Source organism: Microcystis protocystis FBCC-A270, from assembly GCF_050500235.1.
In the GTDB taxonomy this organism is placed as follows: domain Bacteria; phylum Cyanobacteriota; class Cyanobacteriia; order Cyanobacteriales; family Microcystaceae; genus Microcystis; species Microcystis ichthyoblabe_A.
On record NZ_CP191407.1, the window covers coordinates 1,832,091 to 1,858,402 of the forward strand.

23 protein-coding genes are annotated in these 26,312 nt (G+C 42.1%); 14 read left to right on the forward strand and 9 right to left on the reverse strand.

All coding sequences use genetic code 11. The features are described from left to right. Positions 1-19: 19 nt before the first annotated feature. Both ACQY1X_RS08920 and ACQY1X_RS08925 read left to right on the forward strand, forming a co-directional pair. Complete coding sequence (locus tag ACQY1X_RS08920; RefSeq protein WP_430014420.1) at positions 20-1,498, forward strand: hypothetical protein; 1,479 nt, start codon at positions 20-22, stop codon at positions 1,496-1,498. A 31-nt stretch (positions 1,499-1,529) separates the two neighbouring features. Then, on the forward strand, positions 1,530-2,906 hold the full coding sequence (locus ACQY1X_RS08925; protein WP_430014421.1) for an aldehyde dehydrogenase: 1,377 nt from the start codon (positions 1,530-1,532) through the stop codon (positions 2,904-2,906). An 11-nt stretch (positions 2,907-2,917) separates the two neighbouring features. Here ACQY1X_RS08925 and ACQY1X_RS08930 read toward each other — a convergent pair whose 3' ends face one another. From ACQY1X_RS08930 to ACQY1X_RS08940, 3 genes are all read right to left on the reverse strand, one after another. Then, positions 2,918-4,327 carry an isochorismate synthase gene (locus ACQY1X_RS08930; protein ID WP_430014422.1) on the reverse strand — a complete coding sequence of 470 codons (1,410 nt, stop codon included), beginning with the start codon at positions 4,325-4,327 and terminating at the stop codon, positions 2,918-2,920. 236 nt (positions 4,328-4,563) lie between these two features. Then, the gene (locus tag ACQY1X_RS08935) at positions 4,564-4,968 is read right to left on the reverse strand and encodes an NIL domain-containing protein (protein WP_002739790.1); all 405 of its coding nucleotides are present in this window, start codon (positions 4,966-4,968) and stop codon (positions 4,564-4,566) included. 32 nt (positions 4,969-5,000) lie between these two features. Further along, positions 5,001-5,267, reverse strand: a complete 267-nt coding sequence (locus ACQY1X_RS08940; RefSeq protein WP_430014423.1) for a hypothetical protein — start codon at positions 5,265-5,267, stop codon at positions 5,001-5,003. Positions 5,268-5,370: 103 nt separating this feature from the next. On the opposite strand from ACQY1X_RS08940, the gene ACQY1X_RS08945 reads away from it, so the two are divergent. The 3 genes from ACQY1X_RS08945 (at position 5,371) to ACQY1X_RS08955 (ending at position 8,272) form a co-directional block, all read left to right on the forward strand. Beyond that, a complete protein-coding gene (locus tag ACQY1X_RS08945) occupies positions 5,371-5,922 on the forward strand; it encodes a thioredoxin family protein (protein ID WP_002750106.1) in 552 nt (183 codons plus the stop codon). A 111-nt stretch (positions 5,923-6,033) separates the two neighbouring features. Continuing rightward, positions 6,034-6,387: a hypothetical protein gene (locus ACQY1X_RS08950; protein WP_002739676.1), complete on the forward strand. Its 354-nt coding sequence runs from the start codon at positions 6,034-6,036 to the stop codon at positions 6,385-6,387. After that, positions 6,356-8,272, forward strand: coding sequence for a hypothetical protein (locus ACQY1X_RS08955; RefSeq protein ID WP_430014424.1), 1,917 nt, complete (start codon positions 6,356-6,358; stop codon positions 8,270-8,272). The genes ACQY1X_RS08950 and ACQY1X_RS08955 overlap by 32 nt, the downstream gene beginning before the upstream one ends. Positions 8,273-8,538: 266 nt before the next feature. Here the strand turns inward: ACQY1X_RS08955 and ftsH are convergent, their stop codons facing one another. Beyond that, positions 8,539-10,503: an ATP-dependent zinc metalloprotease FtsH gene (ftsH, locus tag ACQY1X_RS08960; protein WP_287232125.1), complete on the reverse strand. Its 1,965-nt coding sequence runs from the start codon at positions 10,501-10,503 to the stop codon at positions 8,539-8,541. 132 nt (positions 10,504-10,635) lie between these two features. Here ftsH and ccsB point away from each other — a divergent pair, with 132 nt between their 5' ends. From ccsB to ACQY1X_RS08990, 6 genes are all read left to right on the forward strand, one after another. Beyond that, positions 10,636-11,622: a c-type cytochrome biogenesis protein CcsB gene (ccsB, locus tag ACQY1X_RS08965; RefSeq protein WP_002750103.1), complete on the forward strand. Its 987-nt coding sequence runs from the start codon at positions 10,636-10,638 to the stop codon at positions 11,620-11,622. 128 nt (positions 11,623-11,750) lie between these two features. Then, positions 11,751-12,644, forward strand: coding sequence for an aspartoacylase (locus ACQY1X_RS08970; RefSeq protein ID WP_430014425.1), 894 nt, complete (start codon positions 11,751-11,753; stop codon positions 12,642-12,644). A 56-nt stretch (positions 12,645-12,700) separates the two neighbouring features. Then, positions 12,701-14,023, forward strand: a complete 1,323-nt coding sequence (locus ACQY1X_RS08975) for a serine/threonine protein kinase (RefSeq protein ID WP_430015608.1) — start codon at positions 12,701-12,703, stop codon at positions 14,021-14,023. Between the two features lie 286 nt (positions 14,024-14,309). Further along, positions 14,310-15,554 carry an ATP-binding protein gene (locus tag ACQY1X_RS08980; RefSeq protein WP_430015609.1) on the forward strand — a complete coding sequence of 415 codons (1,245 nt, stop codon included), beginning with the start codon at positions 14,310-14,312 and terminating at the stop codon, positions 15,552-15,554. A gap of 46 nt (positions 15,555-15,600) precedes the next feature. Beyond that, positions 15,601-16,176, forward strand: a complete 576-nt coding sequence (locus tag ACQY1X_RS08985) for a Uma2 family endonuclease (RefSeq protein WP_002750100.1) — start codon at positions 15,601-15,603, stop codon at positions 16,174-16,176. A 79-nt stretch (positions 16,177-16,255) separates the two neighbouring features. Continuing rightward, complete coding sequence (locus ACQY1X_RS08990; RefSeq protein ID WP_430015732.1) at positions 16,256-16,840, forward strand: Uma2 family endonuclease; 585 nt, start codon at positions 16,256-16,258, stop codon at positions 16,838-16,840. A 13-nt stretch (positions 16,841-16,853) separates the two neighbouring features. On the opposite strand, the gene ACQY1X_RS08995 is transcribed toward ACQY1X_RS08990, so the two are convergent. Both ACQY1X_RS08995 and ntcA read right to left on the reverse strand, forming a co-directional pair. Beyond that, positions 16,854-18,341 (reverse strand): DUF3084 domain-containing protein, encoded by a 1,488-nt coding sequence (locus ACQY1X_RS08995; RefSeq protein ID WP_430014428.1) that lies wholly within the window; start codon positions 18,339-18,341, stop codon positions 16,854-16,856. A gap of 7 nt (positions 18,342-18,348) precedes the next feature. Beyond that, on the reverse strand, positions 18,349-19,026 hold the full coding sequence (ntcA, locus tag ACQY1X_RS09000; RefSeq protein WP_002750097.1) for a global nitrogen regulator NtcA: 678 nt from the start codon (positions 19,024-19,026) through the stop codon (positions 18,349-18,351). 214 nt (positions 19,027-19,240) lie between these two features. Here ntcA and fabI point away from each other — a divergent pair, with 214 nt between their 5' ends. From fabI to glyQ, 3 genes are all read left to right on the forward strand, one after another. Then, positions 19,241-20,017 (forward strand): enoyl-ACP reductase FabI, encoded by a 777-nt coding sequence (gene fabI / locus ACQY1X_RS09005; protein ID WP_002740281.1) that lies wholly within the window; start codon positions 19,241-19,243, stop codon positions 20,015-20,017. Positions 20,018-20,296: 279 nt separating this feature from the next. Next, the gene (locus ACQY1X_RS09010; RefSeq protein ID WP_430015610.1) at positions 20,297-21,220 is read left to right on the forward strand and encodes a serine/threonine protein kinase; all 924 of its coding nucleotides are present in this window, start codon (positions 20,297-20,299) and stop codon (positions 21,218-21,220) included. 161 nt (positions 21,221-21,381) lie between these two features. Continuing rightward, on the forward strand, positions 21,382-22,257 hold the full coding sequence (gene glyQ, locus ACQY1X_RS09015; protein ID WP_002771993.1) for a glycine--tRNA ligase subunit alpha: 876 nt from the start codon (positions 21,382-21,384) through the stop codon (positions 22,255-22,257). A 145-nt stretch (positions 22,258-22,402) separates the two neighbouring features. Here glyQ and rpsJ read toward each other — a convergent pair whose 3' ends face one another. The 3 genes from rpsJ to fusA all read right to left on the reverse strand — a co-directional run bounded on the left by rpsJ (position 22,403) and on the right by fusA (position 26,262). Beyond that, positions 22,403-22,720, reverse strand: coding sequence for a 30S ribosomal protein S10 (gene rpsJ, locus ACQY1X_RS09020; protein WP_002740287.1), 318 nt, complete (start codon positions 22,718-22,720; stop codon positions 22,403-22,405). A gap of 90 nt (positions 22,721-22,810) precedes the next feature. After that, positions 22,811-24,040: an elongation factor Tu gene (tuf, locus tag ACQY1X_RS09025; RefSeq protein ID WP_430014430.1), complete on the reverse strand. Its 1,230-nt coding sequence runs from the start codon at positions 24,038-24,040 to the stop codon at positions 22,811-22,813. 146 nt (positions 24,041-24,186) lie between these two features. Then, positions 24,187-26,262 (reverse strand): elongation factor G, encoded by a 2,076-nt coding sequence (gene fusA, locus ACQY1X_RS09030; RefSeq protein ID WP_430015611.1) that lies wholly within the window; start codon positions 26,260-26,262, stop codon positions 24,187-24,189. Between the last annotated feature and the right edge of the window lie 50 nt (positions 26,263-26,312).

The following is a 26,312-nucleotide window of genomic DNA, read 5'->3' on the forward strand; positions in this document are numbered from 1 at the left end:
TTTCTAACCATCTACTATAATGCTGAAAACCTTACAACTACAACCGATTGATAAATTAGCGATAACATTAATTGTATCCCTAACCTTAGTAATTGGTGGCTTAATTTGGTTAGGTAATAGCTGTGGTAATCAATGTCTTTTACAAACTGGTCCAAGAGTCAAGGAATTTAGCTGGGAAAATCGAGAAATTGGAGCGGAAGATCAAGCATTTATTATCACTTTTGATCGCCCCATGGATCATGCTAGTGTAGAAAAAAATCTAGTTATCGATCCTGCGCTCCCGGGGAAGTTTAGTTGGGCCGGAAGACGATTAGCTTATACCCTCACCTCTCCCATTCCCTACGGAGAAAAATATCATCTGCAAATTGAAGGTGCGCGGGAACAATTTCCCAGCGGTAATCGATTAGGACAAACCCTAGCAATTTTTGAAAGAGAATTTAAAAGTCGCGATCGTGCTTTTGCCTATATTGGCACTAATGGGGAAGAACAGGGAAGATTAATTTTTTATAACTTGACCGAGGAGAAGAAAACCCTCTTAACCCCCGCAAATTTGACCGTTATGGCTTTTGAATTCTACCCTGATGGTAAAAAAATCCTCTTTTCGGCCGTGGCGAAAAATCAGGGAATACAGGGAATTCGTGAACTACAGCTTTACCAAGTTGATTTTGGCCAATCTTCCCCAAAAATTGAGTTAGTGCTAGACAATAAAGATTATCAAAATAATCATTTTGATTTATCTAAAGATGGGGAAACTATTGTCGTGCAGAGAATTGAGCGCCGCAATCCGATTAACTTCGATTTATGGGCAGTTAAATCGGGGGAAAAACCCAAACAATTAAACATTCAAGGTGGAGAATTTTTGATTGCACCTGATAGTAAAACTTTGGCTGTCACCCAGGGGGAAGGAATCGCACTTTTGCCTTTAAAAACCGAAACAAAACCCCTGGATTTTTTACCAAAATTTGGGCGAATTTTGAATTTTTCTGCTGATGGTACGGCTGCGGCAATGGTGAATTTTAATACTGATAATGCCAAAATGCGTTATATTCGATCGCTTTTTTATGTCAATAATCAAGGATTACAAAAACGCTTACTCAATCTACAAGGTTCGATTATAGATTGTCAATTTAATGCCACTGGTAGTGATTTATATTGTTTGTTAACTGAGTTAGTTACTAACAGTCAAGAGTACAAAGAAAAACCCTATTTTGCTAAAATAGATGTGAAGACTGGTCAAGTGACTCCCCTACTGGAATTAGCCGATTATCGTGATATTCACATTAGTTTATCTCCCGATAGTTTAGCGATTATTTTTGATCAACTTCGCACCAGTTATGATACTAATCCGACTAATCCCTTGACTACTGACTCAGGAGAAACAATTATCGGTGGTCGTTTGTGGATGTTAATTCCTCCCCTACAAGATGGAGTGAAAGCAAGTAAATCTGATTTAATTGAATTACCTCTAGCGGGAATTCGTCCCCAGTGGATGCCATAGAATTACCATCATTAACTTAGGAATTATTTCGATGCTGTCAAACTCAGAAAAATTAGCCAAATTGCGTCAGTATTTTGTTAGTGGTGCCACTCGTTCCTATCAATTCCGTCGTCAGCAGTTAGAGAAGTTAAAACAGGCAATTATTAAATATGAAGGAGAGATATATCAAGCTTTATATAGGGATTTAAAGAAAAGTCCCGAAGATTGTTGGATTACTGAAAATGGTTTCCTTTTGGGGGAAATTAATAACGCTTTAAAAAATTTGCGCTCATGGATGCAACCCAAACCTGTTAAAACTAATCTCTTAAATTTTCCTTCCTCCAGTCAAATTATTCGGGAACCTTTGGGAGTGGTGTTAATTATTGGTGCTTGGAATTATCCCCTCCAATTGTTATTAGTGCCTTTAGTTGGTGCTATTGCTGCCGGTAACTGTGCGGTATTAAAACCGAGTGAATTTGCCTCAGCGACGGAAAAATTAGTAATTAAAATAATTCAAGAAATATTCCCTGAAGAATATGTGTTAATTGTACCCGGAGATGGTGCGGAAGTAATTCCGAATATGTTAGACAGTTTCACCTTTGATCATATATTTTTTACTGGCAGTACAAGGGTAGGAAAAATTATTTATCAACTAGCGGCAGCAAAGTTAATTCCTGTTACTCTAGAATTAGGGGGAAAAAGTCCCTGTGTTATCGAAGCTGATGCTAATATTTCCGTGGCAACTCGTCGCATTGCCGTGACAAAATTCTCTAATTGTGGTCAAATGTGTATCGCAGCTGATTATGTTTTAGTACATCAATCCCAGCAGGAGAATTTGATCAGAGAATTAGCTAATACTATTGTTAATTTTTTTGGTGAAGATGCCAGATTAAGTGCTGATTATGGTAAGATAATTAATGATAAACAATTTGATCGCCTGATTGACTTGCTCAAAGATGGTGAGATTGTTTTTGGTGGCAAAACTGATCGAGAAAATTTATATATTCAACCAACTTTATTAACTAATGTTTCCCTTGATGCTCCTATTATGCAAGGGGAAATATTCGGTCCAATTTTACCGATCATTGCCTTTAGCACTTTTGAGGAAGCTTTAGCAATTATTGCTAAAAATCCTAACCCTCTAGCTTTTTATCTGTTTACTACCAAGGCAAAGACTGAAAAGAAATGGTTAGAATCAGTCCAGTTTGGGGGAGGTTGTATTAACAACAATAGTTTTCATTTTACTAATCCTAGTTTACCCTTTGGTGGTCGAGGAAATAGCGGTATTGGTAGCTATCATGGTCGTTTTTCCTTTGAGAATTTTAGTCACCAAAAAGCGATTATGAAAACACCTCTTTGGTTCAATCCTGTTTTAAAATATCCGCCTTTTAAGGGTAAATTAAACTTATTTAAGTTATTAGTTCGCTAAAAAGCTACAGTTTAAGTTAAAGCTTTTAAGAGAGCTTGAAATTTCAGCTGAATTTCTGCTAGTTCTTTTTCTGGATCGGAGCCGGCAACAATACCCGCACCGGCGTATAATCGCGCTTGATCGCCTTTAATTAATGCCGAACGAATACCAACAATAAACTCACTATTATTGTGACAATCAATCCAACCCAAAGGAGCGGCATAAAGAGAGCGATCGAAGGTTTCATAATGACGAATTTGTGCTAAAGCGATCTCGGTGGGAACCCCAGCAACAGCAGGAGTGGGGTGTAGTTGGGCAACAATTTCGAGGGGATGGATAGAGGGTTTTAGTTTGGCATGGATAGGAGTCCAGAGATGTTGAATATTGGAGAGTTTTAACAATCTAGAGGGAGAATTTTGCGGATTTAAGCCAATTTGTCGCAGTTTTTGGTTAATAAAGTCACTAACAGCCCGATGTTCCCGTTGTTCTTTTTCACTAGCGAGGAGTTTATTGGCAAAGAGAGCATCTTCGATCGCATTTTCTCCCCGGGGGGCGGATCCCGCTAAAGCATCGGTGATTAATTGCCCCTGATGGACAGTTAGCAAGCGTTCGGGACTAGCGCCGATAAAATGATCTCCCCGTCCATTGCCGAGGGAAAAAGTGTAGCAATCGGGATGACGCTGACGCAAATTATCGAGACAGTTTACTAGATGAAAAGGACGAGGAGAAATCACGTCAAGAGCGTGAGCGAGGACAATTTTGCTAAATTTTTGAGCATGGATAGATTGGATGGCATCGGCAACAGCCGCTTGAAAATTATAGGTAGGATGAATATAATAACTACAGGGAGCCTGATGGGGATTTTGGCGACAATTGCTCGAGTTATTTTGGATAATTTTGAGGTTGTTAATAGTTTCTTCGAGGGAGTTTTCTATTTCTTTTTCGCCGGTGATTAAGAGATTAGTCAGGAAAAAATATTCCGATTGTTTTTTGATAATTTGAAACTTAGGCAGGGTTAGGGTAGCTGAGGGAAAGGGGGTAGCTGTTGCCGAGTCGAAAAAAGTGAAACTACAAAAGATGCGGGGAGTAATCTCGCTATAGTTATCAATTTTAATAATTCTTTGTTGACAGTTTTCAATAAATTTTTGAGCTTTTAAAAAACGTTGTTTGCCGTGGAAAGTAGCAGTAAAAGCGATGCCGTAGCCGAGAAAAGCAGTTTCTCGTTCGGGATTTTCCCAATAACAATGGGTGGGATAGCTAGAAGCAATCCGAGAGAGAATTTCTAGGAGATCAAGGGGGGAAATTTTTTGACAAAAACTGACGATCGACCGATTTCCCTTTTCTGCGGCTAACAGTTGCGGGTTGAGGATAAAGTTATAGAGGTCGCGAAGATCAGCAATCGGACTATCAGGATAGGAAAGGCGAGGAACGGCAGAAGTCATGTCAAGTTTTTTGTATTTTTTGCAAAAAAAACCATGATTAATGGTATGTAATCCCCACAGATGTGGCCAGAGTCAAGGCTCTCTTTTTAACTATGGTATCGGAGAAAGGGTCTTTAGGCAGAAAGCGAGCGGGATATTTGTGGCGATTAACCTCCTTGGCAATACATCAAGGCTTAAAATCTCCAGAGATGGCTATTATTTAAATGGGCAAAAAAATTAATTTAATAATTTCTATTTTACAAGTTTGTGGAAATTGCCACCACGGGACAAGTGGGGATACATTGTTCACAAACCACACAACGGGAACGCAAAAACTTAAGACGAAAACTTTCGGGATCAAGGGTTAAGGCTTCCGTGGGACAAACTCCCGTACATAAGCCACAATCGACGCATTTTTCTTCATCAATAACGATTTCGCGACTAACTTGGGAAACGCCAATATTTTGTAATTGTAACCATTCGATCGCCGCTTCTAACTCATCGATATCTCCCGATAATTCTAATACTAATGTTCCCACTTGATTGGGGGCAACTTGGGCGCGGATAATATTAGCGGCGACGTTAAAATCCTTTGCCAGTCGATAGGTAACGGGCATATGGACGGCTTTTTTGGGAAAAGTGAGAGTAACGCGTTTTTTCATGCAGCCTTTCCAATCAAAGAATCTTTTTTTGCTTATTTGCCGAAAACGGCTGGAATTACAATAGTAGCAGTGACGGCAACGATCAGACCAAAAGCCAAATTAACTACCTGTTGATCAGCTTTTTGGTAGGTATCGATGCTAAGACTAAGTTCACGGATTTGGTTGATCACGTCTCCTAGCTTTTTTTCAATGTTTTGAACGTTACTTTCTAAAGTTTCTAATCGCCCCTCAATTGTATGAACGTCCCCTCCTAGCCTTTTTAGCTGTCCCTCTATTCGATCGAGTCTTTCTTCTGTCATAATTATTACCCATCTCTAACTTAATTGTAACTCAATCGACACCAATACTAAAAGAGCGCAGCAGTCGTTACAATAGGACAAAGTAAACTTTGATTAAATATCCATGACAGCCACCACACCCACCAACAAAACCAGAAATCTTCTGCTGGCAGTAACGGCAGTTATCCTTAGTGTAGCGATTTTCTTCGGCTTTCAAACCACCGCTAGTTCCGTATCTTTGGAAGCGCAAGCGGAAAAAGCGACACCTTTCGATCTTGCCGTCAGCAATGGTAAACCCACCCTGACAGAATTTTATGCTAATTGGTGTACCAGTTGTCAGGCGATGGCCCCTGAAATTGCCGAAATTAAAAAACAATACGGTAATGCCATTAATTTTGTTATGCTCAACGTTGATAATAATAAATGGTTGCCGGAAATTCTCCGTTATCGTGTGGATGGGATTCCCCATTTTGTATTTTTAAATAACCAAGGACAACCGGTTGCCCAAGCGATCGGAGAACAACCAAAATCAATTTTAACTGCTAATTTAGAAGCACTTTTAACTAATTCTACCCTACCCTATGCCACCACTACGGGAGAGACTTCTGATTTTAATATCCTTGTGGGTGCTAGTCAAACCGATCCCCGCAGTCACGGCAGTCAAGTTAAGCAGTAAGCAGTAAGCAGTAAGCAGTTATCAGTTATCATTGGAAAGCTTAGGGCTGAAAGCTATCATTCAAGAGTCAACTATCAATCAGTACATTTCATTGACTAAAACCTTTTAACTATGGCGATTATTGTTCAACATTTGACCACAGGTAACGAATATATATTCCTAGGAGTTAGTGGGGGTGAAAGTAAGAATATTTTACCCACCAAAATGTTAGGAGATTTCTTCGCAACCGAGACTCCAGATAAATCGCGATCGGTGACTGTTTGTGATGATCAAGGCCGGATACTTTGGTTTCCCGTCACAGAAATAATTGTGGTGGAGGTAGATGGTCAAAAACCCGAAGAATTATTACCAGAAATTATCGCTCCTGAACCAGTTCCTTTACAATTAGATAAAGAGAATCAAACTCAGACCCCAGAAAATCAAGGAAACATCGATGAATTTGCCGAAGATGACGATTGGATCTAGAATTAAATATCTAATTTTAGCGGGAATAATTGCCCTATTTACTGTAGGCTTTAATTCCCTCTCTTCTGTTTCTCAAAACTTGATCGCTTCCTTCCCTGTTGCCGAAGTTGAAGCCCAATATCTTAACGATTGGACACCGGAATTAGAGGCAGAATTTCAACAAAGGGCAAAGCAAGTTATTAACCATTTTGCTGGGGCAGAAAGTTATGGCAATTTGTGGGGAGAAAACGAGAAAAAATCCTATGCTATGGCCATGTTTGATTTCTTGGCAGGAAACAGGCAAAAAGCCCTAGATTTCCTGCAGCAGGATGACCCACAAAAACGGGAACAGTCCCACACTGATTATATAGATTATTATTTTTCTTTTACCCTAAAAGGACAAATTAGAAAATATTTTCTGCTCGGAAAGTATCTCGATCCAGTTTATCGTCAGAGAATGTATAATGCGGCGAAAATTTGGACAGAAACCGACCCTTTACAACGGCCCCATCCTATCCACGGCACCGGCCAAGGAACGGGTAATGATTGGAGTATGAAAAGACGGGGTTTATGGGTAGATAGTCGCAATACTGATAACCTGCGAGCGATGCGCGAAACATCGGTTTATCTGATGGCCGAAGAAACAGGAAATGAGGCAACTCGTCAACTTTATAAAAGTAAAATTAAGCGCTACGTTTCAGCTTTATATAACATCGGGATGGGAGAATGGGATTCAGAAGTTTATCAAGGTCATACCTTTGCTGCCTATCTCAATCTCTACGATTTTTCTCAAGATACGGAAGTTAAACAATGGGCAAAAATGGCCTTAGATTGGTTATCCATGGCCGCTAGTGTTAAATATTATCGGGGTGGTTGGGGTGGCCCTGTAAAACGTGATTATGGTGATGGCCATGGCGTAATGCGATCACACGCAGGTCGCACTTTTTGGTTATACTTTGGTGATACTCCCGTCACCAATAATCGTCCAGAATTGGACTCTCTTTATCTAATTACCAGTGGTTATCGTCCTCCTTTAGCAGTGATGGAATTAGCCCGAAAAAACTTTAATAAACCGGTAGAAATTCTCGCCAGTAAACCCCTATATGAAAACTGGAAACCGGGCAATAATCAGAGTCCGGGTTATTGGGAAACTCAATTTATTGGGGCTAGTTATCAAATGGGTAGTCTGACGGGAACTTTCCCCGATGGCGATGTGGCTCCGTTTAAATTAATGGCCTTTAATCAACACAAAGGAGTGGATTTTTTTGTGGCTAACACTGGCAAAAATGGCGTAAAACCGGGCAAAAATCCCGGGGATGAAATCGGACAATATCGTAATCTTTTAATCTGGTTACGTCCAGCAGACCAAGCTTTTTTCTGGCAATTACCGAAAACTGCCAAGGTAGAAAAAGATGATAATATCTGGTTTATTCAATTAGAAAAAACTTGGTTAGCCCTGAGATTAATAAATCTTTCTTCTCCTGAAATGATCGAGATTCCTAATTCCCCTTATCCCGATGATAATACCTACCAAGCTTTACCCACAGGTAACAATTATGCGGGTTTTGCTCTGGAAGTGGGGGAAGCGGCAACCCAGGGTAGTTATGAGAATTTCAAGAGCATATTTAAGCAAAAAAGTCAAGTAAATTTAACTCAAATTAAGCAAGGCAGGGTTTTATTTAAAGGCAGTCAAGGGCAGAGTTTACAATTTACCTATAATCAAATCAATCTACTGCCGATGTTAATTCGTAACGGTCAAAAGCACGATTGGTCAAAAAATTTCGCCCTTTATAACAGTTTAAGTCGAGATAACTCTCCCGTTTCTTTGGGATGGAAAGAGGGCAAATTAACCGTCAAAGCAGGGAAATATCAATTTTCTAATGCTTTGATTCTGTCTTCTCCTTAAGTTAGATATTCTGGACTATTTATGAGGATTGCTGGATAAATCTAAAAACCTTTTTGGCTAATACTTTTAGACTTTTTGTCAATCAAAAAGTACCAGTTCTGGGAGTGATCGGGGGAAAATTAAGGTACTTTTTCTCTGAAAATTAGGTAATTGATCAGATAAGAATCTGTAAAAACCTACACCCCACACCCCACACCCCACACCCCACACCCCACACCCTGTCCCCACGAAAAACTTTTTCAGCAGACCCTGTTTATGAGGATTGCTCAGACCATTTGCGCTTGATTTAATAACTCTTGCAATTCTTCTCCTTCGATTACTTCCGTGGTCAAAAGATTAGCGGTAATCGACTCTAATAAATTGCGGTTATAACTAAGAATTGCTAGGGCTTTTTGGTAACTAGCGTCGATAATTTGTTTAACCTCTTCATCGATCACTTTCGCCGTATTTTCCCCGATCGAACGCCGGGGACTACCCTGATTATTACCTAAAAAATTAGCCTGTCCCGTTTTATCGTAGGCTAGGGGACCCAGGGATTTACTCATACCATAAATTGTCACCATTCTTTCCGCAATATCCGTCGCCCTTTGTAAATCATCGGAAGCACCATTAGTGACACTGCCAAAGATTAATTCTTCGGCTGCCCGACCGCCCAATAACATAGTAATTTGTTCTTTAAATTCGGTTTCTGTCATCAAAAAACGGTCTTCCGTGGGAATTTTCAGGGTATAACCCAAAGCGGATAAACCCCGGGGAACGATGGAAATTTTCTCGACGCGACCACCTCCCGGCATAACAGCACCAACTAAAGCATGGCCGACCTCGTGATAAGCGACGATTTTCTTTTCTTTTTCCGATAAAACCCGACTTTTCTTTTCTAAACCAGCGATAACTCTTTCTATCGCCTCTTTAAAGTCGATTTGACTGACTTTTTCCCGATTATTACGGGCAGCCAAGAGAGCAGCCTCATTGACGAGGTTGGCTAAATCGGCACCGGCAAAACCGGGGGTTTGGGTGGCGATCGCTTTGAGGTTAACATCTTCACCCATCTGGACTCGTTGGGCGTATATTTCCAAAATTGCCAATCTTCCCGCTAAATCGGGACGATCCACCAAAACTTGGCGATCAAAGCGCCCCGGACGCAATAAAGCGGCATCAAGAGTCTCCGGGCGATTGGTGGCGGCTAAAACGATGACGACGGCTTCTTTGGGGCTAAAACCGTCCATTTCTGTCAAAAGTTGGTTTAAAGTCTGCTCGCGCTCATCATTACTGCCGCTAGTTCCCGATCCCGAACTTCTTGATTTACCGATCGCGTCCAATTCATCAATAAAAATGATGCTAGGGGCATTTTTCTTCGCTTGGGCAAATAGATCCCGCACTCGGGCTGCCCCAGTGCCGACAAATAATTCCACGAATTCCGAGGCCGAAATGCTAAAAAAAGTTACTCCCGCTTCTCCCGCGACCGCTTTTGCTAAGAGGGTTTTTCCTGTCCCCGGCGGTCCGACCAAGAGAACACCCTTAGGAATACGCGCCCCAATTTTATTAAAGCGCTCGGCATCCTTGAGAAATTCGACGATTTCCTTTAACTCGGTTTTTGCTTCCTCGGCCCCGGCCACATCAGTGAAGGTAATCGGATATTTTTCGTCGTCTCCGTAAACTTTAGCGAGATTTTTGTTAAAAAGCAGCGATTTACGCGTGTCATCGTTGCGATAGAGCAGAAACTGCATAGCGGCGACTAAAATTAAGGGGGGAACCACCCAAGCGAGGAGAGTGCTGATCCAACTGTTTTCGGCTACGGGAATCGCCTCGAATATTACGCCTTTTTGCTGTAATAGTTGGGGTAATTGGGGGTTATCGACTGGAATTGTGGCCAATACTCGTCCGGGGGCTAGATTACTGCTTGGTTTGCTGGCCAGAGAACTAGAATCACTGTGAAAGGGATTACTTGATTCTGGGGGATTAAGGGGGGGATTACCCGGAATAGCCAGGGATTCTAAAGGATTTTTTAATTGATACAAGATGACTTGATTGCCAATTCTGACCCTACTGATGTCGCCCCGTTCCACTTTATTGATAAATTCGCTGTAGGGTTCGAGGGGAATATTGGATAATTCTGAGGGACGAGGGATAAGAAAATAGCCTAAAGCGGCAACACCAGAACAAATGATCAGGATTTTGCCTAACCGCGGCAACCGTGACCAGGAAAATTGATTATCTTCTTGATTAGTCATAATTTTTAGGGTGGGTCAGAGTGAAAATGCAAAGTTCATACTAACAATTCCCTATCTCGATCGCCTTACCGATGGGATAGGATAGAGGATGGAATACTTGGTAGCGAGCGAGCGACAAACGAGAGAAATCCCATGAATTTAGTTAGCTTAGAGAACTTTCTCGATAACACTTCTTTTTTAGTCCTGTTTTTAACCATGCTGGTTTATTGGGCCGGGACAGCCTTTCCTAGCATACCTTTGTTGCCGGGCCTGGGCAGCACAGGAGTGGCCATCGCTAACCTCTGTATCGCCGCTTTATTGGGAGCGCGTTGGTTAGAAGCGGGTTATTTCCCCATTAGCAATCTTTACGAATCTTTATTCTTTCTCGCTTGGGGTGTAACTGCGGTTCATTTAATTGCTGAGTACACTAGCCGCAGTCGCCTGGTGGGGGTGGTGACGACTCCTGTAGCCATGGGGATTACTGCTTTTGCCACTTTGTCCTTACCCGGAGAAATGCAAACTTCGGCGCCCTTGGTTCCGGCTTTAAAATCGAATTGGTTGATGATGCACGTTAGCGTCATGATGTTAAGTTATGCTGCTTTGATGGTGGGTTCCCTGATGGCGATCGCTTTTCTGATCGTCACGAGAGGTCAAAATATCGAGTTAAAAGGCAGTTCCGTGGGTACGGGGGCCTATCGTCTCCAAAATAAGTTATCTACCACTCTTTCTGCGCCAGTTTTCATGGAAACGGCTAACGGTGGCACAACCGCCCTTTTAACTCCCACCCTAACAGCGATGGCGACTCTTTCGCCCCAACGTCTTAGCTTGGCGGAAACCCTCGATAATATCAGTTATCGGGTCATTGGTCTCGGTTTTCCCCTTCTCACTATCGGTATCATCGCCGGAGCAGTTTGGGCGAATGAAGCTTGGGGTTCCTATTGGAGTTGGGATCCGAAAGAAACTTGGGCGCTAATCACTTGGTTAGTGTTTGCCGCTTATCTCCATGCCCGCATTACCCGGGGATGGCAGGGAAGAAAACCAGCTATTCTAGCAGCGAGTGGTTTTGTTGTGGTTTGGGTATGTTATTTAGGAGTGAATCTTTTAGGTAAAGGTCTTCATTCCTACGGTTGGTTTTTCTAAATCAGTTATAGGGGTGGGTTGGCAAACCTGCCCCTCTAGACTACCCTTTTTTAAGGCTTATAATTGTTATTTAATTACGGCAATTTTGCCCTAGATAAATAATTACAAATTCTCAAAACTTATAAAAAATGATCGATCAGAAAACTACTATTAAAAATCTGGCTTTAATTGCCGGTGTGCATGGCAATGAACTAACTCCCGCTTATTTGGTTAAATACCTACAAAAGTCACCTAATCTTATTGCTCGCAGCAGTTTTCAATCCCACAGTCTCATCGCTAACCCCTTGGCCCTAAAGCAACGAGTTAGATATATCGATACGGATTTAAATCGTTGTTTTAACCAGAAAAATTTAGTGAATCCCGATTGTCAGCAATACGAACAAAAACGAGCCAAAAAAATAGTCAAAGAAATCCGAGAAAAATTCATTGATTTATTAATCGATATTCACAGCACCACATCTAACATGATGCTGGCGATTATTTATTCTAATCCCCATCCTTGGCTATTAAAACTCTTTACCTATCTGACTAAAATTAATCCTGATGTGCGCTTAATTTATCATCCCGTCAGCGAGGAAGAAAATCATTTTCTGAAAGGAATTTGTCCCCTAGCTTTTACCCTAGAAATCGGTCCAATTAACCATGGTGTCATCTGTCCCTATCTTTTTCGTCAAACCGAAACACTTATCTATCAAATCCTAGACTATATCGAACAGGAAAATTATCTCGCTGCCCATCTCGATACTTTCAGCGAATCCCTAACAGTTTACCAACGTTTAGGATCGATCGATTATCCTAGGGATGAACAGGGTGAAATTAAAGCCATGTTACATCCTCAGATTCTCCAACGAGATTATCAGGCAATTCAACCCAATCAACCGATTTTTCTAGGATTTGATGGTCAGGAAATTATCTATCGTGGTGAATCTGAATTATATCCTATCTTTGTCGGAGAATCTTCCTACAAAGAAAAGGGAATCGCCCTTTGTTGGACAGAAAAAAAACAAATCAATATTAATTAGTACCTCCACAGCAGTTTTACTGACAAAAAACAGGTCTAAATAAGGGAAAAGCCACTATGACCTTTACTTCTGATTCTTTTTTAGCGGAACGTTACCGACTACAACAACGCCTGGGAAATACCGCTATCGGTCGTCAAACTTGGTTAGCTACCGATGTATTATCTCAGGAATCGGTAATTATTAAACTCCTCGCTTTTAGTCCCCAGATGGAGTGGGAAGAATTAAAATTATTTGAACGGGAGGCAGCCGTCTTAGCTTCTCTCCATCATCCCCGTATTCCCCGCTATCGCGATTATTTTTCCCTCGATAAAAATCAAGGTGACGGGATTCCTTGGTTTGTACTTGTACAAGATTATATACCGGGAGAATCCTTAAGTGATCACTTAGAAAGGGGGCAACGTTTCACCGCTACGGTAATTCGGAATATTGCCCAAGAAGTTCTCGAAATTCTCATCTATTTGCATGAATTATCGCCCCCAGTATTACATCGAGATATTAAACCTAGTAATTTAATTATTAACTCGGAAAATAACGTTTATTTAGTGGATTTTGGTGCAGTCCAGTCCAGGGGTGCAGTGACGGGAGTTACTTTTACCGTGGTGGGGACGAGTGGTTATGCACCCCTAGAACAATTTTGGGGCCGAGCAGTTCCGGGTTCTGATTTATATGCCTTGGGTATGACTTTAATTCATTTATTGACGGGAATTGTGCCGATAGAACTGCCCCATCGCGACTCTAAAATTCAGTTTCGCCAACTGGTGACAATCGATGATGATTTAATCGATTGGTTAGAAACTATGACCGATATGGCGGTAGAAAAGCGGTTTAAAAGTGCCAGAGAAGCCCTGAAATTTCTCCAACATCCCTACTATCGCCAAGTATCAAGTTTAATCGATCCTAAGAAATTACCAAAACCTCCCCACAGTTCCATCCGTATCGCTAAACACCGGGATAATTTAGAGATTAATTTACCACCAACAATTAAGCTACCTTCCGATGCGCCTACCCTCTGCTCTTTGGCGATTGTCCTTACTGTCACTGTTTTTATCTCCCCTATTCTTACCTTTATTATAGCTCTAATTGGTTTTATTTGTTTGCGTGAGATGCAATTAATTCTTACACCTCAAGAAGTTTTAATTAAATATAAACTTTTCAATTTTATCTACAAAAAATTTGCTTTCAAAACTCAAGATTTATGGGGTATTTTTCTCCATAGCAACGGCACGGAAGGCAACTATCAGATTCGTCTGCGGACGGCTAAAAATTATTATCTTATCGGTCAAAATCTCCGCGAGGATGAATGTCTCTGGTTAGGACAGGAAATCCAAGATTGGTTAAATTTTATCAAATATAACGTTTCTCATCAAGAGGAAGTGTAGCCCGACAGGGTATCGTCCACCGTCTCCCCAAAACGAAAACCTCGTACCTCACCATTAAGATAATTGCTATAGGTTATCAATTCCATCGAGAATCAATTCAAGAAATCTGGGGAATTAGTCGGTAGGTATTTTCCCTTTTTTAACCTTAATTTTGCAAAGATTAACCTATCTTGATATAATAACAACTGATTGGCATTCCCTTAGCTACAGGACGGCAATTATTAAATCGAATTAGGAATTACAAAAAAACAGCCATGAAATGTTAGTTATTAGTGGAGAATAAAAAATGATTTCTGAAATTTACCAAAAAGTCAGCTTGTTAGTTTTGTATCAAGGGGTTTTTGATAATGCTATTGGCAAGGCATTTATTACCCTATTATCTACGGATAATATTGCCGATTTTTTTAAAGCCTATGGTCAATGGTTTCAAGCTTTAGCATCTAAAGATATCAGTTGGAATGATTTTCTAGTCGAACAAATTTTATTAGATGACAATCCCTTTAGTCAACAGGTACAGAAAAAAAGTTTTTGGGAGTTACCCGAATCTTTAATTAATGGCGTGAAACAGGATTTATCTATCCTTCAATCTCTCTATAATTCTAGCATTTATAGCCTCAGCAATTCGACAATTTTGGAACAAATTAAATTTCTCAGTTTCCCCGCTTGGGAAATGGACAATAAATTAGAAAGTTTTTTACATTCCGGTTTAGATTGGAGGGAATTAGTTGAAGATTTAGCAGATTATTATCGCGAATGTGGTACGGGAATTTTTGCCCGTTATCAAGCTTTAAGGTGGCAAGAAGGTCGATTACAAGGAATTACTCATCCCGATCCCGTGCAGATTCAAGAAATAGTCGGTTATGAAATGCCCAAGGAAACCTTGATTAAAAACACTGAGTTTTTATTAGCAGGTTATCCCGCTTTAAATGTGCTACTCTATGGCAGTCGTGGTTCGGGAAAATCCTCTCTAGTCAAGGGATTATTGCAAAAATACCATAGTCAAGGATTGCGCTTAATTGAAGTGGCCAAATCCCAATTAAAAGACCTACCATTAATTATTGAAATTCTGCGATATTTACCGCAAAAATTTATTATCTTTGTCGATGATTTATCCTTTGAAGAAGATGATGAAGCTTTTAAAGCTTTAAAGGTTGTTTTAGAGGGAAGTATCACCGCTAGACCGAAAAATGTCGTAGTTTATGCCACTTCTAATCGCCGACATTTAGTCAGAGAATTTTTTGCCGATCGACCCCGACCAAAAGATGGGGATGAAGTGCATAATTGGGACACAGTACAAGAAAAATTATCCTTTAGTGATCGCTTTGGTTTAACCCTAACTTTTGAACCAGCTAATCAAGAAAAGTATCTGGAAATAGTGCGTCATTTAGCCAGTTTAGCTAAATTAAAAATTAGCTTAGAAGACTTAGAATTTCGTGCCAAACAATGGGCAACCCAACATAATGGGCGATCGGGAAGAACTGCCAGACAATTTGTTGATTTTCTCCAAGGGGAATTAGAATTAAATAGGTAGCATTAATTGTGTTATGATTAAATAAAAGAATATCTAATCTGGAAAAATGTTGACTCAATCTCCTCCCAAAACCCTCAGCTTAGAAGAATATCGTAATTTAGAAACCATTGCCGAGGTTAAACACGAATATCACGACGGGGAAATTATCGAGATGACAGGGGGAAGCATCAATCATAATAGTATTCTCATTAATCTTATTGTCCTGCTAAAATTAGCTTTAAGAGGAACTAATTATCGTCTTCAATCTAGCGATCTACGTCTATGGATACCCCAGTATAATCGCGGTTTATACCCAGATTTAATGATCATTGCTGGGGAACCATTATTTAGTGATAATCGCAACGATGAAATTTTAAATCCCTGTGTAATTATCGAAGTTTTATCCCCTTCCACCTCTAGTTATGATCGGGGTGATAAATTTCGTTATTATCGTTCTATACCCCAATTAAACCAATATCTTCTCGTCAGTCAAGGGGAGATATTAATAGAATCCTATAGCAAAACCTCAGAAAATAATTGGTTGCTGCAAGAATACACCCAAGCAAGGGGAATTATATCCCTAGATTCTTTAGGAATTAGCTTAAATCTTGCCGATATTTACGAAGGAGTTGATTTTAATTGAAGAATAATTGATGAATGATAACCTTTTTTCTGTGATCTAGGTTATAATCGGGAGGATTAAAAATTCTGTGACAGAGAAAATGTTGACTCAATCTCCTACCAAAACCCTCAGCTTAGAAGAATATCGTAATTTAGAAACTAGAGCGGAAACTAAACAGGAATATCACGACGGAGAAATTATCGAGATGACAGGGGGAAGCATCAATCATAATCGACTGGTACGCAATTTAATTCGCTTGTTAGACAATGCTTTAAGGAAAACTATTTATGAAGTCTTTCCCAGTGATTTACGACTATGGATACCCCAGTATAATCGCGGTTTATACCCAGATTTAATGATCATTGCTGGGGAACCATTATTTAGTGATAATCGCAACGATGAAATTTTAAATCCCTGTGTAATTATCGAAGTTTTATCCCCTTCCACCTCTGGTTATGATCGGGGTGATAAATTTCGTTATTATCGTTCTATACCCCAATTAAACCAATATCTTCTCGTCAGTCAAGAGGAGATACTAATAGAATCCTATAGCAAAACCTCGGAAAATAATTGGTTACTGCAAGAATACACCCCAGCAAGGGGAATTATATCCCTAGATTCTTTAGGAATTAGCTTAAATCTTGCCGATATTTACGAAGGAGTTGATTTTAATCTCAAATCCTAACTTTAGCTATCTTTTAAGAAGACGTACTAAAAACAATTTTACCATCTTTTACCGCTACTAAACGCAAAGTTAAAGGTCCAGATGTATTAGTTTTACTAGCAGCAACTGCCTCAAGTGTCTCGATAGAATTACCCGACTTTTTCACTTGACCAATAAAGTTAACTACCGTAGTTAATAAACCATCTTCCACTTGAATTGACCCTAAAACTCCCGCACTTCTAGCGCGAAATTGAGCCGAAGCTAAGAGTAAATCTAATCGCTTTTGTAGGTCTTCTTCTGTCATATTTTGGGGATCAATAGAAACGGTAGCGATCACCTGTTTCTCCTCAAAAACTCTTTGATTGGGAACCACATCAGCAAAGACACGAATCTCGCTTTCTCCTAAGACATAATTACCTGCGGAAAGGATTCTCACCACATATTCTTTACCGTCCTGTAATTGTTGACTTAACTGTTCTACCTGTGCTTTTGTGATCTTAACTAAACGCTGGTCAAAATTAGGCTGATTCGGTTGGGTGGCACGGATAGCATTTATATTCGCTTCCCGCAATAACTTATCAATAACAGCGACAATAGCTTGGGGATCGACAATACGAAAAGCTCCAAAAGATAACACCTGTCCCCGGAAAATAGCGATTTGTTTTTCCCGCAATTCTTGATAGGTTTGATAGTATTGTTCTAAAACTTCCACTTCCCGCTTAAGAAAAGCCATTTGGGTTTCTAAATCTTTTAATTTTCCCTCGCGCTGTTCCAAAGCAAAATTTTTATCCACAATCGATCGATCGAGTTCTCCAATACGTTGATCCCGGCGATCAATTTCTAGCTGTAGGGTTTTTTGTTGAGTTTCCAACTGTTGAAGTCGCGCTTGTCTGGTTGTTAATAATTTTTGTTGATTAGCTAACTCTTTATCTCTAACTTGAACGGTGGTTTGTAGTTGATTGATCTGACTAGAAAGAATTGATTTTTGTTGGGACAATTGATCCCGTTGACTGGTTAACTGTGCCTTTTGATTAGTTAAAATGACTCGTTCATTATTTAAATTAGCCACTTCCTTGCGAAACTTTTCCAACTGTCCCGAAACTAATCGCAAACGTTGACGAGAAGCTTGATAATTTTTATTAAGAACCTCTAGACGTTTCTGCACAGCTATCTGTTCACTTTTAGCCGTTTTTAAAGCCTTTTCCACTCGATTTTTTTGTTCGGTGGTTTTTCTTACCTGACTTTCTAAATCTTTGATAGCGGCACGACGTTCATTTAACAGGCGATCCAGTTCAAAAACCCCTTGACGCAGGGATTTACTAGAAGCAAATAAGACAATTAAAGTCGAACCGGCGATCAAAATTCCCGTTACAATCGTCATCAAAGTTGCGGTTTGTTTCGGACGCAGATTAAATAAACGCATCCTTTTCTTACCGATACGGCTACCTATGCGATCGCCAACCGCAGCTATCAGACCACCTAAAACCACGATGGCCAAAACTAAAATATAAGCGCTAGTCATCCAGAATTTAGGTAAATTGTTGACTGAGAGCGACGGGATTATGGACGGTAATTTTCTTCTTGTAAATTGAGACCATTTCTTGATCCCGCAGCTCTCCCAATAAACGGGTGACAGTGACGCGGGTAGAACCGATCGCTTCTGCGATCGCTTGGTGAGACAATTTTAGATCCACCCGGATGCCATCGGTGGTGGGAACCCCAAAATCACGACAGAGAATTAATAAAAAACTGACCAAACGTGAACCCATATCCCGGTGAGCTAAGGTTTCGATCATCATTTCCGTTTGCAGAATCCGCGAGGACAAACCCTGCAGCATCAACATTGATAAATCGGGATTATTGCGGAGGGATCTTTCTACCTGCTCGATCGGGGCCGAGAGTAATTCTACCGGAGTAAAAGCCACGGCATGATAAAAACGATCCGATCGCTGACCAGTCAGTAAGGATAGCACACCAAAGACGCTATTTTCCCGCAGTAGAGCCACGGTAATTTCCTCTCCCGCTTCATAGACTCGCGATAACTTAACGGCTCCTTTCAGCAAAAAATAGACTCTTTCGGCGGGATCTCCCGGGAAAAAGATCGTTTTGCCACGCTCGAACAACTCCACCACCGGGGGGAAATTGCCGCTGCCGATTCGACGGAACACATCTGCTAGGGGTTTATCTTGTATTAATGATAAGTCCATCTCACATCCAAAAAAGGGGAAAATTGTTTTTATTATCCAACGAGTGTCACCTCTATTAAACACAACCGCTCGCTAAACTGGGAAAAGTTTTGGGCGCTTTTTGCCAGACAATAGGGGAGGGGTGATCATTGCTGCCCCGTTATCTGTATCCCTATTATACCGAATCTCGCTGGGGTCGGCTATTGGGGAGATTTTTGTAAGAGAAACGAGAACTATGTTAGATTTAACGGGAAAAAACGCCCTAGTGACAGGAATTGCCAATAATCGCTCGATCGCTTGGGGAATTGCTCAACAACTCCATCAAGCTGGTGCAAATATCGGTGTCACCTATCTCCCCGACGAAAAAGGCCGTTTTGAGAAAAAAGTGCGAGAATTGGCCGATGAACTTAATCCCGCTTTTTATGTCCCCTGCGATGTCCAAAATGACCAACAGGTAGAAGATACTTTCGCTACAGTGGCGGAAAAATGGGGTAAACTGGATATTTTGATTCACTGTCTCGCTTTTGCCGATAAAGAGGGTTTAACGGGCGATTTTACCGCCATCCCCCGGGAAGCTTTCACTAAATCCCTAGATATTAGCACTTTTTCCCTAACCCGTCTAGCGCGATCGGCTAAACCCTTGATGACGGAAGGGGGAAGTATTATCACTCTTACCTATCTCGGCGGTGTCAAGGTAATTCCTAACTATAATTTAATGGGGGTGGCAAAAGCCGGTTTAGAAATGAGTGTTCGCTATTTAGCTGCGGAATTAGGTGGCCAAAAGATCCGAGTTAATGGTATTTCTGCCGGTCCAATTCGCACCTTAGCATCTTCGGCCGTGGGGGGAATTCTTGATATGATCCATCATGTGGAAGAAATCGCTCCTTTACATCGCACCGTGACACAAATTGAGGTAGGAAATACGGCCGCTTTTTTAGCCAGTGATCTTTCTAGTGGTATTACCGGTCAGATTATTTATGTAGATTCCGGTTACGAAATTATGGGAATGTAGTTTTATTCAGTTATTAGTTATTAGTGTCACGGGGTTCTGAAGGGGGATTTTTGACTTCTTTGGGGTTAATTGTGATCGGTCTGAAGGTTCATTTAATTTTTTCACAATTTATTCCCTATTTTCAAACAATTTCTCAATGATGCTTTTCATTTTTGCATTGGTGAAGGGATTGGGGAAGATTCGGCGAATCTCAGGATAGGCGATTAAAATGCGTCTTAGCCTATTATTTGTGTTAATCTCATCTTTACAGACCAAAACCCTAAATCGTCTAAGAAGACAATGGCCGCCAATTCTCGGAATAAATCGCCCGTTTTTCTCGGCTGTTCTGGCAGAATCGCTATTTTTTGCCTCTTGATGTTATTATCGGCGGCAATAGGCTGGTTAATTGGGAAACAGTGGGTTAAACACAGCAATCAACACGAAACCGTTAAACCAGTTTTTGCCACGGAGGAAAATAATTTTAATTCTGCCACAGATACGGCATGGCAACGGAAAACTGAGATGAGAAAGCGTCGTCTAGAGTTGGGAATTGATAGTCAGTTTTTTAAAAATCTCGTCAATGAATTGTTTAACCTCCGCTATGGGGATATCAAAGAGGAAAAACAGAAACAGGAACAAAGAGACATTCTAGGAGCAGAAATACTCGATCGCTTAGAACGTCTCGATTCTGGCACTAGAGAAGCATTAAGTAGCTACAACGAGCAACAGCGAGAAAAATGGCGAGAACAAGTGAATCAATTACGCTTAAGCGGTAGAGTCTTTAATTTACTCACTGATACTGCCTTTTTTCAGTTATTTCCCGAATTGACAGAAAGACCAAGTTTTGAAACAAGCCTGGGTCAACTATGGAGTGGTTTGGCCTGGAATCAGTTACAATCTTTACAGTCTGGCCTATCCTACCAAGCGATCGAAAGTTTAGACGCGGGGGGGGAGGAAGTTATCGAGGCAATTCTCAGCGAGGGACAAGGAAAAGCCTATGCAATAAAATTGCGTTCCAGTGATCGGTTAAACTTAAATTTAGAGGCGGAAGGCGAAGTTTTACTATCTTTCTACTCTCCCACGGGTAATATTACCCTTTTAGATAAGTCTAGCGATCGGCAATGGTCTGGTCAATTACCCGAAGAGGGATTTTATGAATTAGTTATTCTCCCCCAGTCTTCTACCCCCGTCCACTTTCGCTTACAGTTAAAAGTAAGTCAATGAATTTAACCGTCAGTTATCAGTTATCAGTTATCAGTTTACTGATCACTGAAAAGCTCCCCACTTCCCCACTTCCCAATTTATAATTTATAATTCATAATTTATAATTGATAATTTATAATTCCCACTTCCCCAACCCCTAACCCGCTTTTTTACTTTTTCCCATGTCTCTAACTTTCCAGGCTGTTATCGCTAAATTAAATGAATTTTGGGCTGATCGCGGTTGTTTGGTTGCTCAACCCTATGATACCGAAAAAGGTGCAGGAACCATGAGTCCCCACACTTTTTTAAGGGCAATTGGTCCGGAACCTTGGGCCGTTGCCTATGTGGAACCCTGTCGTCGTCCTACGGATGGCCGTTATGGCGAAAATCCCAATCGTTTTCAGCATTACTATCAATATCAAGTCCTAATTAAACCCTCTCCTGATAATATTCAGGATATCTATTTAGACTCCCTGAGGGTGTTAGGAATTAACCCAGAAGATCACGATATTCGCTTCGTGGAAGATAACTGGGAATCTCCCACCCTCGGTGCTTGGGGTGTGGGTTGGGAAGTGTGGTTAGATGGGATGGAAATCACCCAATTTACCTACTTTCAACAGTGTGGAGGTATCGATTGTCGTCCCGTGGCGATCGAAATTACCTACGGTTTAGAAAGATTAGCCATGTATCTGCAAGATGTGGAGGCAATTAATAAAATTCAATGGAATGAAAATATCCTCTACGGTGACATTTTTCTACAAAATGAAATCGAACAATGTACCTACAATTTTGAGGCTTCTAATCCTGAGTTATTATTTAGTTTATTCAGTTTATATGAACAGGAAGCTAAACAATTAATCGATCGCTCTCTGGTGATTCCCAGTCTAGATTATGTTCTCAAATGTTCCCATACTTTTAATTTACTCGATGCTAGAGGTGTGATTGCTGTAGCTGAAAGAACCCGTTATATCGGCAGAATTCGCAATTTAGCTCGACAGGTTGCTCAATTGTATTTACAGCAACGAGAAGCTTTAGGTTTTCCCCTACAAACGGTTTAGCGATCTGGGCATCTTTGGTGATGCACCCCTACCAATTGTACTGCCCTTCTTTTAATAACTTCCTTTTATCAAAAATCCTGTTTAAAAGTTATGGGATAGTGGGGAAGAAAAAAAGATGTTAGCGATAACATCTTTTTGGCATTTTTTACAATTTAACTTCAATATCAACCCCTGCGGGTAAATCTAATTTCATCAAGGCATCGATTGTCTTAGAAGAGGGTTGGTAAATATCAATAATGCGGCGATGGGTGCGGGTTTCAAAATGTTCACGGGAGTCCTTGTCAACGTGAGGGGAACGCAGGACACAATAAATCTTTCTTTTTGTCGGTAGGGGAATCGGTCCGATCGCTGTGGCGTTAGTTCTATTGGCAGTATCGACAATCTTCTCACAGGAAGTATCGAGTAAGCGCTGGTCAAAAGCTTTCAAACGAATGCGAATTTTCTGTTGTTGTAGCGTAGCCATAATTTCACCTATTGCAATTGTCAAGGTACAAAATAAAGACAGTAACGGAGCAGCTTTTAAATTCACTGCCCCGTTAATTAGTAGATTAGCCTACTTGATAATTTTCGAGATAACGCCGGAACCGATGGTGCGACCACCTTCGCGAATAGCGAAGCGCATACCCTGTTCAATAGCGATCGGGTTGATCAGTTCCACGGTCATTTTGATCCGGTCTCCCGGCATGACCATTTCTACAGTGCTGCCATCATCGGCGGTGTAGTCTTTGATAGTGCCAGTTACGTCGGTTGTGCGTACATAGAACTGAGGACGATATTCTTTAAAGAAAGGAGTGTGACGACCACCTTCTCCTGCAGTTAACACATACACCTCCCCCTCAAACTGGGTGTGGGGTTTGATTGTACCCGGTTTAGCGATCACCATGCCGCGCTCGATGTCGGTTTTTTGGATACCACGCAGGAGGATACCAGCGTTGTCACCTGCCATCCCTTCGTCAAGACTTTTCTTGAACATTTCGATCCCGGTGACGGTGGTGGGGCGAGTTGCTCTGATCCCGACCAATTCCACGTTATCACCCACTTTCACCTTACCGCGTTCGATCCGACCGGTAGCCACCGTCCCCCGACCAGTAATCGAGAATACGTCTTCTACCGCCATCAGGAAGGGTTTATCGATATCCCGTTCAGGGGTGGGGATATAGCTATCCACCGCGTCCATTAATTCATAAATTGCGTCCACCCACTCGTTATCGCCTTTTTGGGCCTTGGGATTTTTGGTCATGTAGTCGAGGGCTTCTTTCGCAGAACCGGCAATAATGGGGATATCGTCGCCAGCAAAGTCGTAACTGGTGAGAAGTTCGCGCACTTCCAGTTCCACGAGTTCCAGTAACTCCTCATCATCCACCATATCTTTTTTGTTGAGGAAGACCACCAGGTTAGGTACACCCACCTGACGAGCCAGCAGGATATGTTCCCTGGTTTGGGGCATCGGGCCATCGGCGGCCGAGACCACGAGAATACCACCGTCCATCTGTGCCGCACCGGTGATCATGTTTTTTACATAGTCGGCGTGGCCGGGGCAGTCCACGTGTGCATAGTGGCGATCAGCGGTTTCGTACTCAACGTGAGCGGTGTTAATGGTGATCCCGCGAGCCTTTTCTTCGGGAGCGGCATCGATTTCATCATATTTTCTAGCTTGGGCATTACCCAGAGCCGCTAGGGTCATAGTGATAGCGGCGGTGAGGGTAGTTTTGCCGTGGTCAACGTGACCGATCGTACCGATGTTAACGTGGGGTTTCGTCCGTTCAAATTTAGCGCGTGCCATTTACTTTCTGTTCCTTTGTTTTTTTTTCTTCTTCAGCCGGGTGAACATTAATCAGTCACCAGAGATCAGTTTTAAGTTAGCAGTTATTAGGGTTGACCGATCGAATTTAAATGATCGGTTTATCCCCACTGCTCACTGGTCACTGATTAACCGTTCCCTTTACTTTTGGTGATAATCGCCTCAGCCACGTTGCGGGGGACTTCTTCGTAATGGCTAAATTCCATGGTGAAGATGCCCCGTCCTTGGGTTTTAGAGCGAATATCAGTGGCGTAACCAAACATTTCCGCTAGGGGGACTTTAGCGGAGACTTTGGCGATGCCAGCCTCGGTTTCTTGGCCTTCGATTTGTCCCCGACGGGAGTTAAGATCACCGATGACGTTACCGATGAAGTCTTCGGGTACTTCCACTTCGACTTTCATCATTGGTTCTAGGAGAACGGGGGCAGCTTTCATCACCGCTTCTTTGATCGCCATGGAACCGGCAATCTTAAAGGCCATCTCGGAGGAGTCCACATCGTGGAAAGAACCATCTACCAGGGTTGCTTTCAGGTCGATGACAGGATAACCCGCTACGATCCCCGATTCGCAAGCTTCTTTCATCCCTTGTTCTGACGGGTTGATGTATTCTTTGGGGATAGCACCACCGACAATTTTGGAGACGAAGACAAAGCCTGACCCCGGTTCACCCGGTTCCAGTTCGATTACGACGTGGCCGTACTGCCCTTTACCGCCACTTTGACGGATAAATTTACCCTCGGCCCGTACAGGTTTCCGCACAGTTTCCCGATAGGCCACCTGGGGAGCGCCCACCGTCGCTTCGACTTTGTATTCCCGCAGCATCCGATCGACGAGGATTTCCAGGTGCAGTTCTCCCATCCCGGCGATTACCGTTTGATTGGTTTCGGGATCAACTTTGACCCGGAAGGTGGGATCTTCATCGGAGAGAGCTTGCAGAGCTTTGCTGAGTTTCTCGATGTCCTGTTTGGTTTTCGGTTCCACCGCCACGGAGATAACCGGTTCGGGGATAAAGAGGGATTCTAGAATAATCGGGTTCTTATCATCACAGAGGGTATCCCCTGTAATGGTGTTTTTCAGTCCGATCGCCGCTCCTAGATCACCGGCGCGCAGTTCATCCACTTCGATCCGTTCGTTGGATTTGAGGACGATCAGGCGAGCGATCCGTTCTTTGGTTCCTTTGGTGGAGTTGTAGGCGTAGCTGCCTTTAGCTAGTACACCGGAATAGACCCGTAGGAAGGTTAAACGACCGAAGGGATCGGCCATGATTTTGAAGGCGAGAGCAGAGAAGGGCGCATCGTCCTTGGCTTCCCGGATTGCCTCGCTGCCATCGGGAAGAATCCCTTTAACGGCGGCTACTTCCGAGGGTGAGGGCAGATAATCGACAACGGCATCGAGGAGCAGTTGTACCCCTTTGTTTTTGAAAGCCGAGCCGCAGAGGACGGGAACAATTGTACCAGCAATCGTCCCTTCTCTGAGACCGCGTTTGATTTCGGCTTCGGTGAGTTCTTCACCTTCTAGATATTTTTCTAGGAGTTCTTCATCGGCTTCCGCTACAGCCTCCACCAGCTGCACGTGGAATTCTTCGGCCTTTTTCAATAAGTCTTCGGGAATGTCGGTTTCTTCTATGTCTTTGCCTAGATCGTCCTTATATATATAGGCGCGCATCTTGACGAGATCAACGATCCCGCTCAGTTGGCTTTCTGCGCCGATCGGCATTTGGATGGGAACGGCGTTAGCTCTAAGGCGATCTCTTAATTGTTCGTAAACTTTGAAGAAGTTCGCTCCCGTTCTGTCCATTTTGTTGATAAAGGCAATCCGGGGTACTTTGTACCGATCGGCTTGTCTCCAGACGGTTTCCGATTGGGGTTGTACACCACCAACAGAGCAGAAAACCGCCACCACGCCATCGAGTACCCGCATGGAACGTTCCACTTCAATGGTGAAATCGACGTGGCCAGGGGTATCAATGATGTTGATGCGATGATCTTGCCAACTGGTACTGATGGCGGCGGCGGTGATGGTGATTCCTCGCTCCCGTTCCTGTTCCATCCAGTCGGTAATTGCCGTTCCGTCGTGGACTTCGCCCAGTTTATGAGCGACTCCCGTATAGAACAGGATTCTTTCTGTTGTCGTTGTTTTGCCCGCGTCTATGTGAGCGGCGATTCCGATGTTTCGCACTCTCTCTAGCGGGATAGTCCGTGCCACAGCAACCTCCTTGCTTTGCTTGCCAGTGATGGGATTTTGTTCTAGGATTT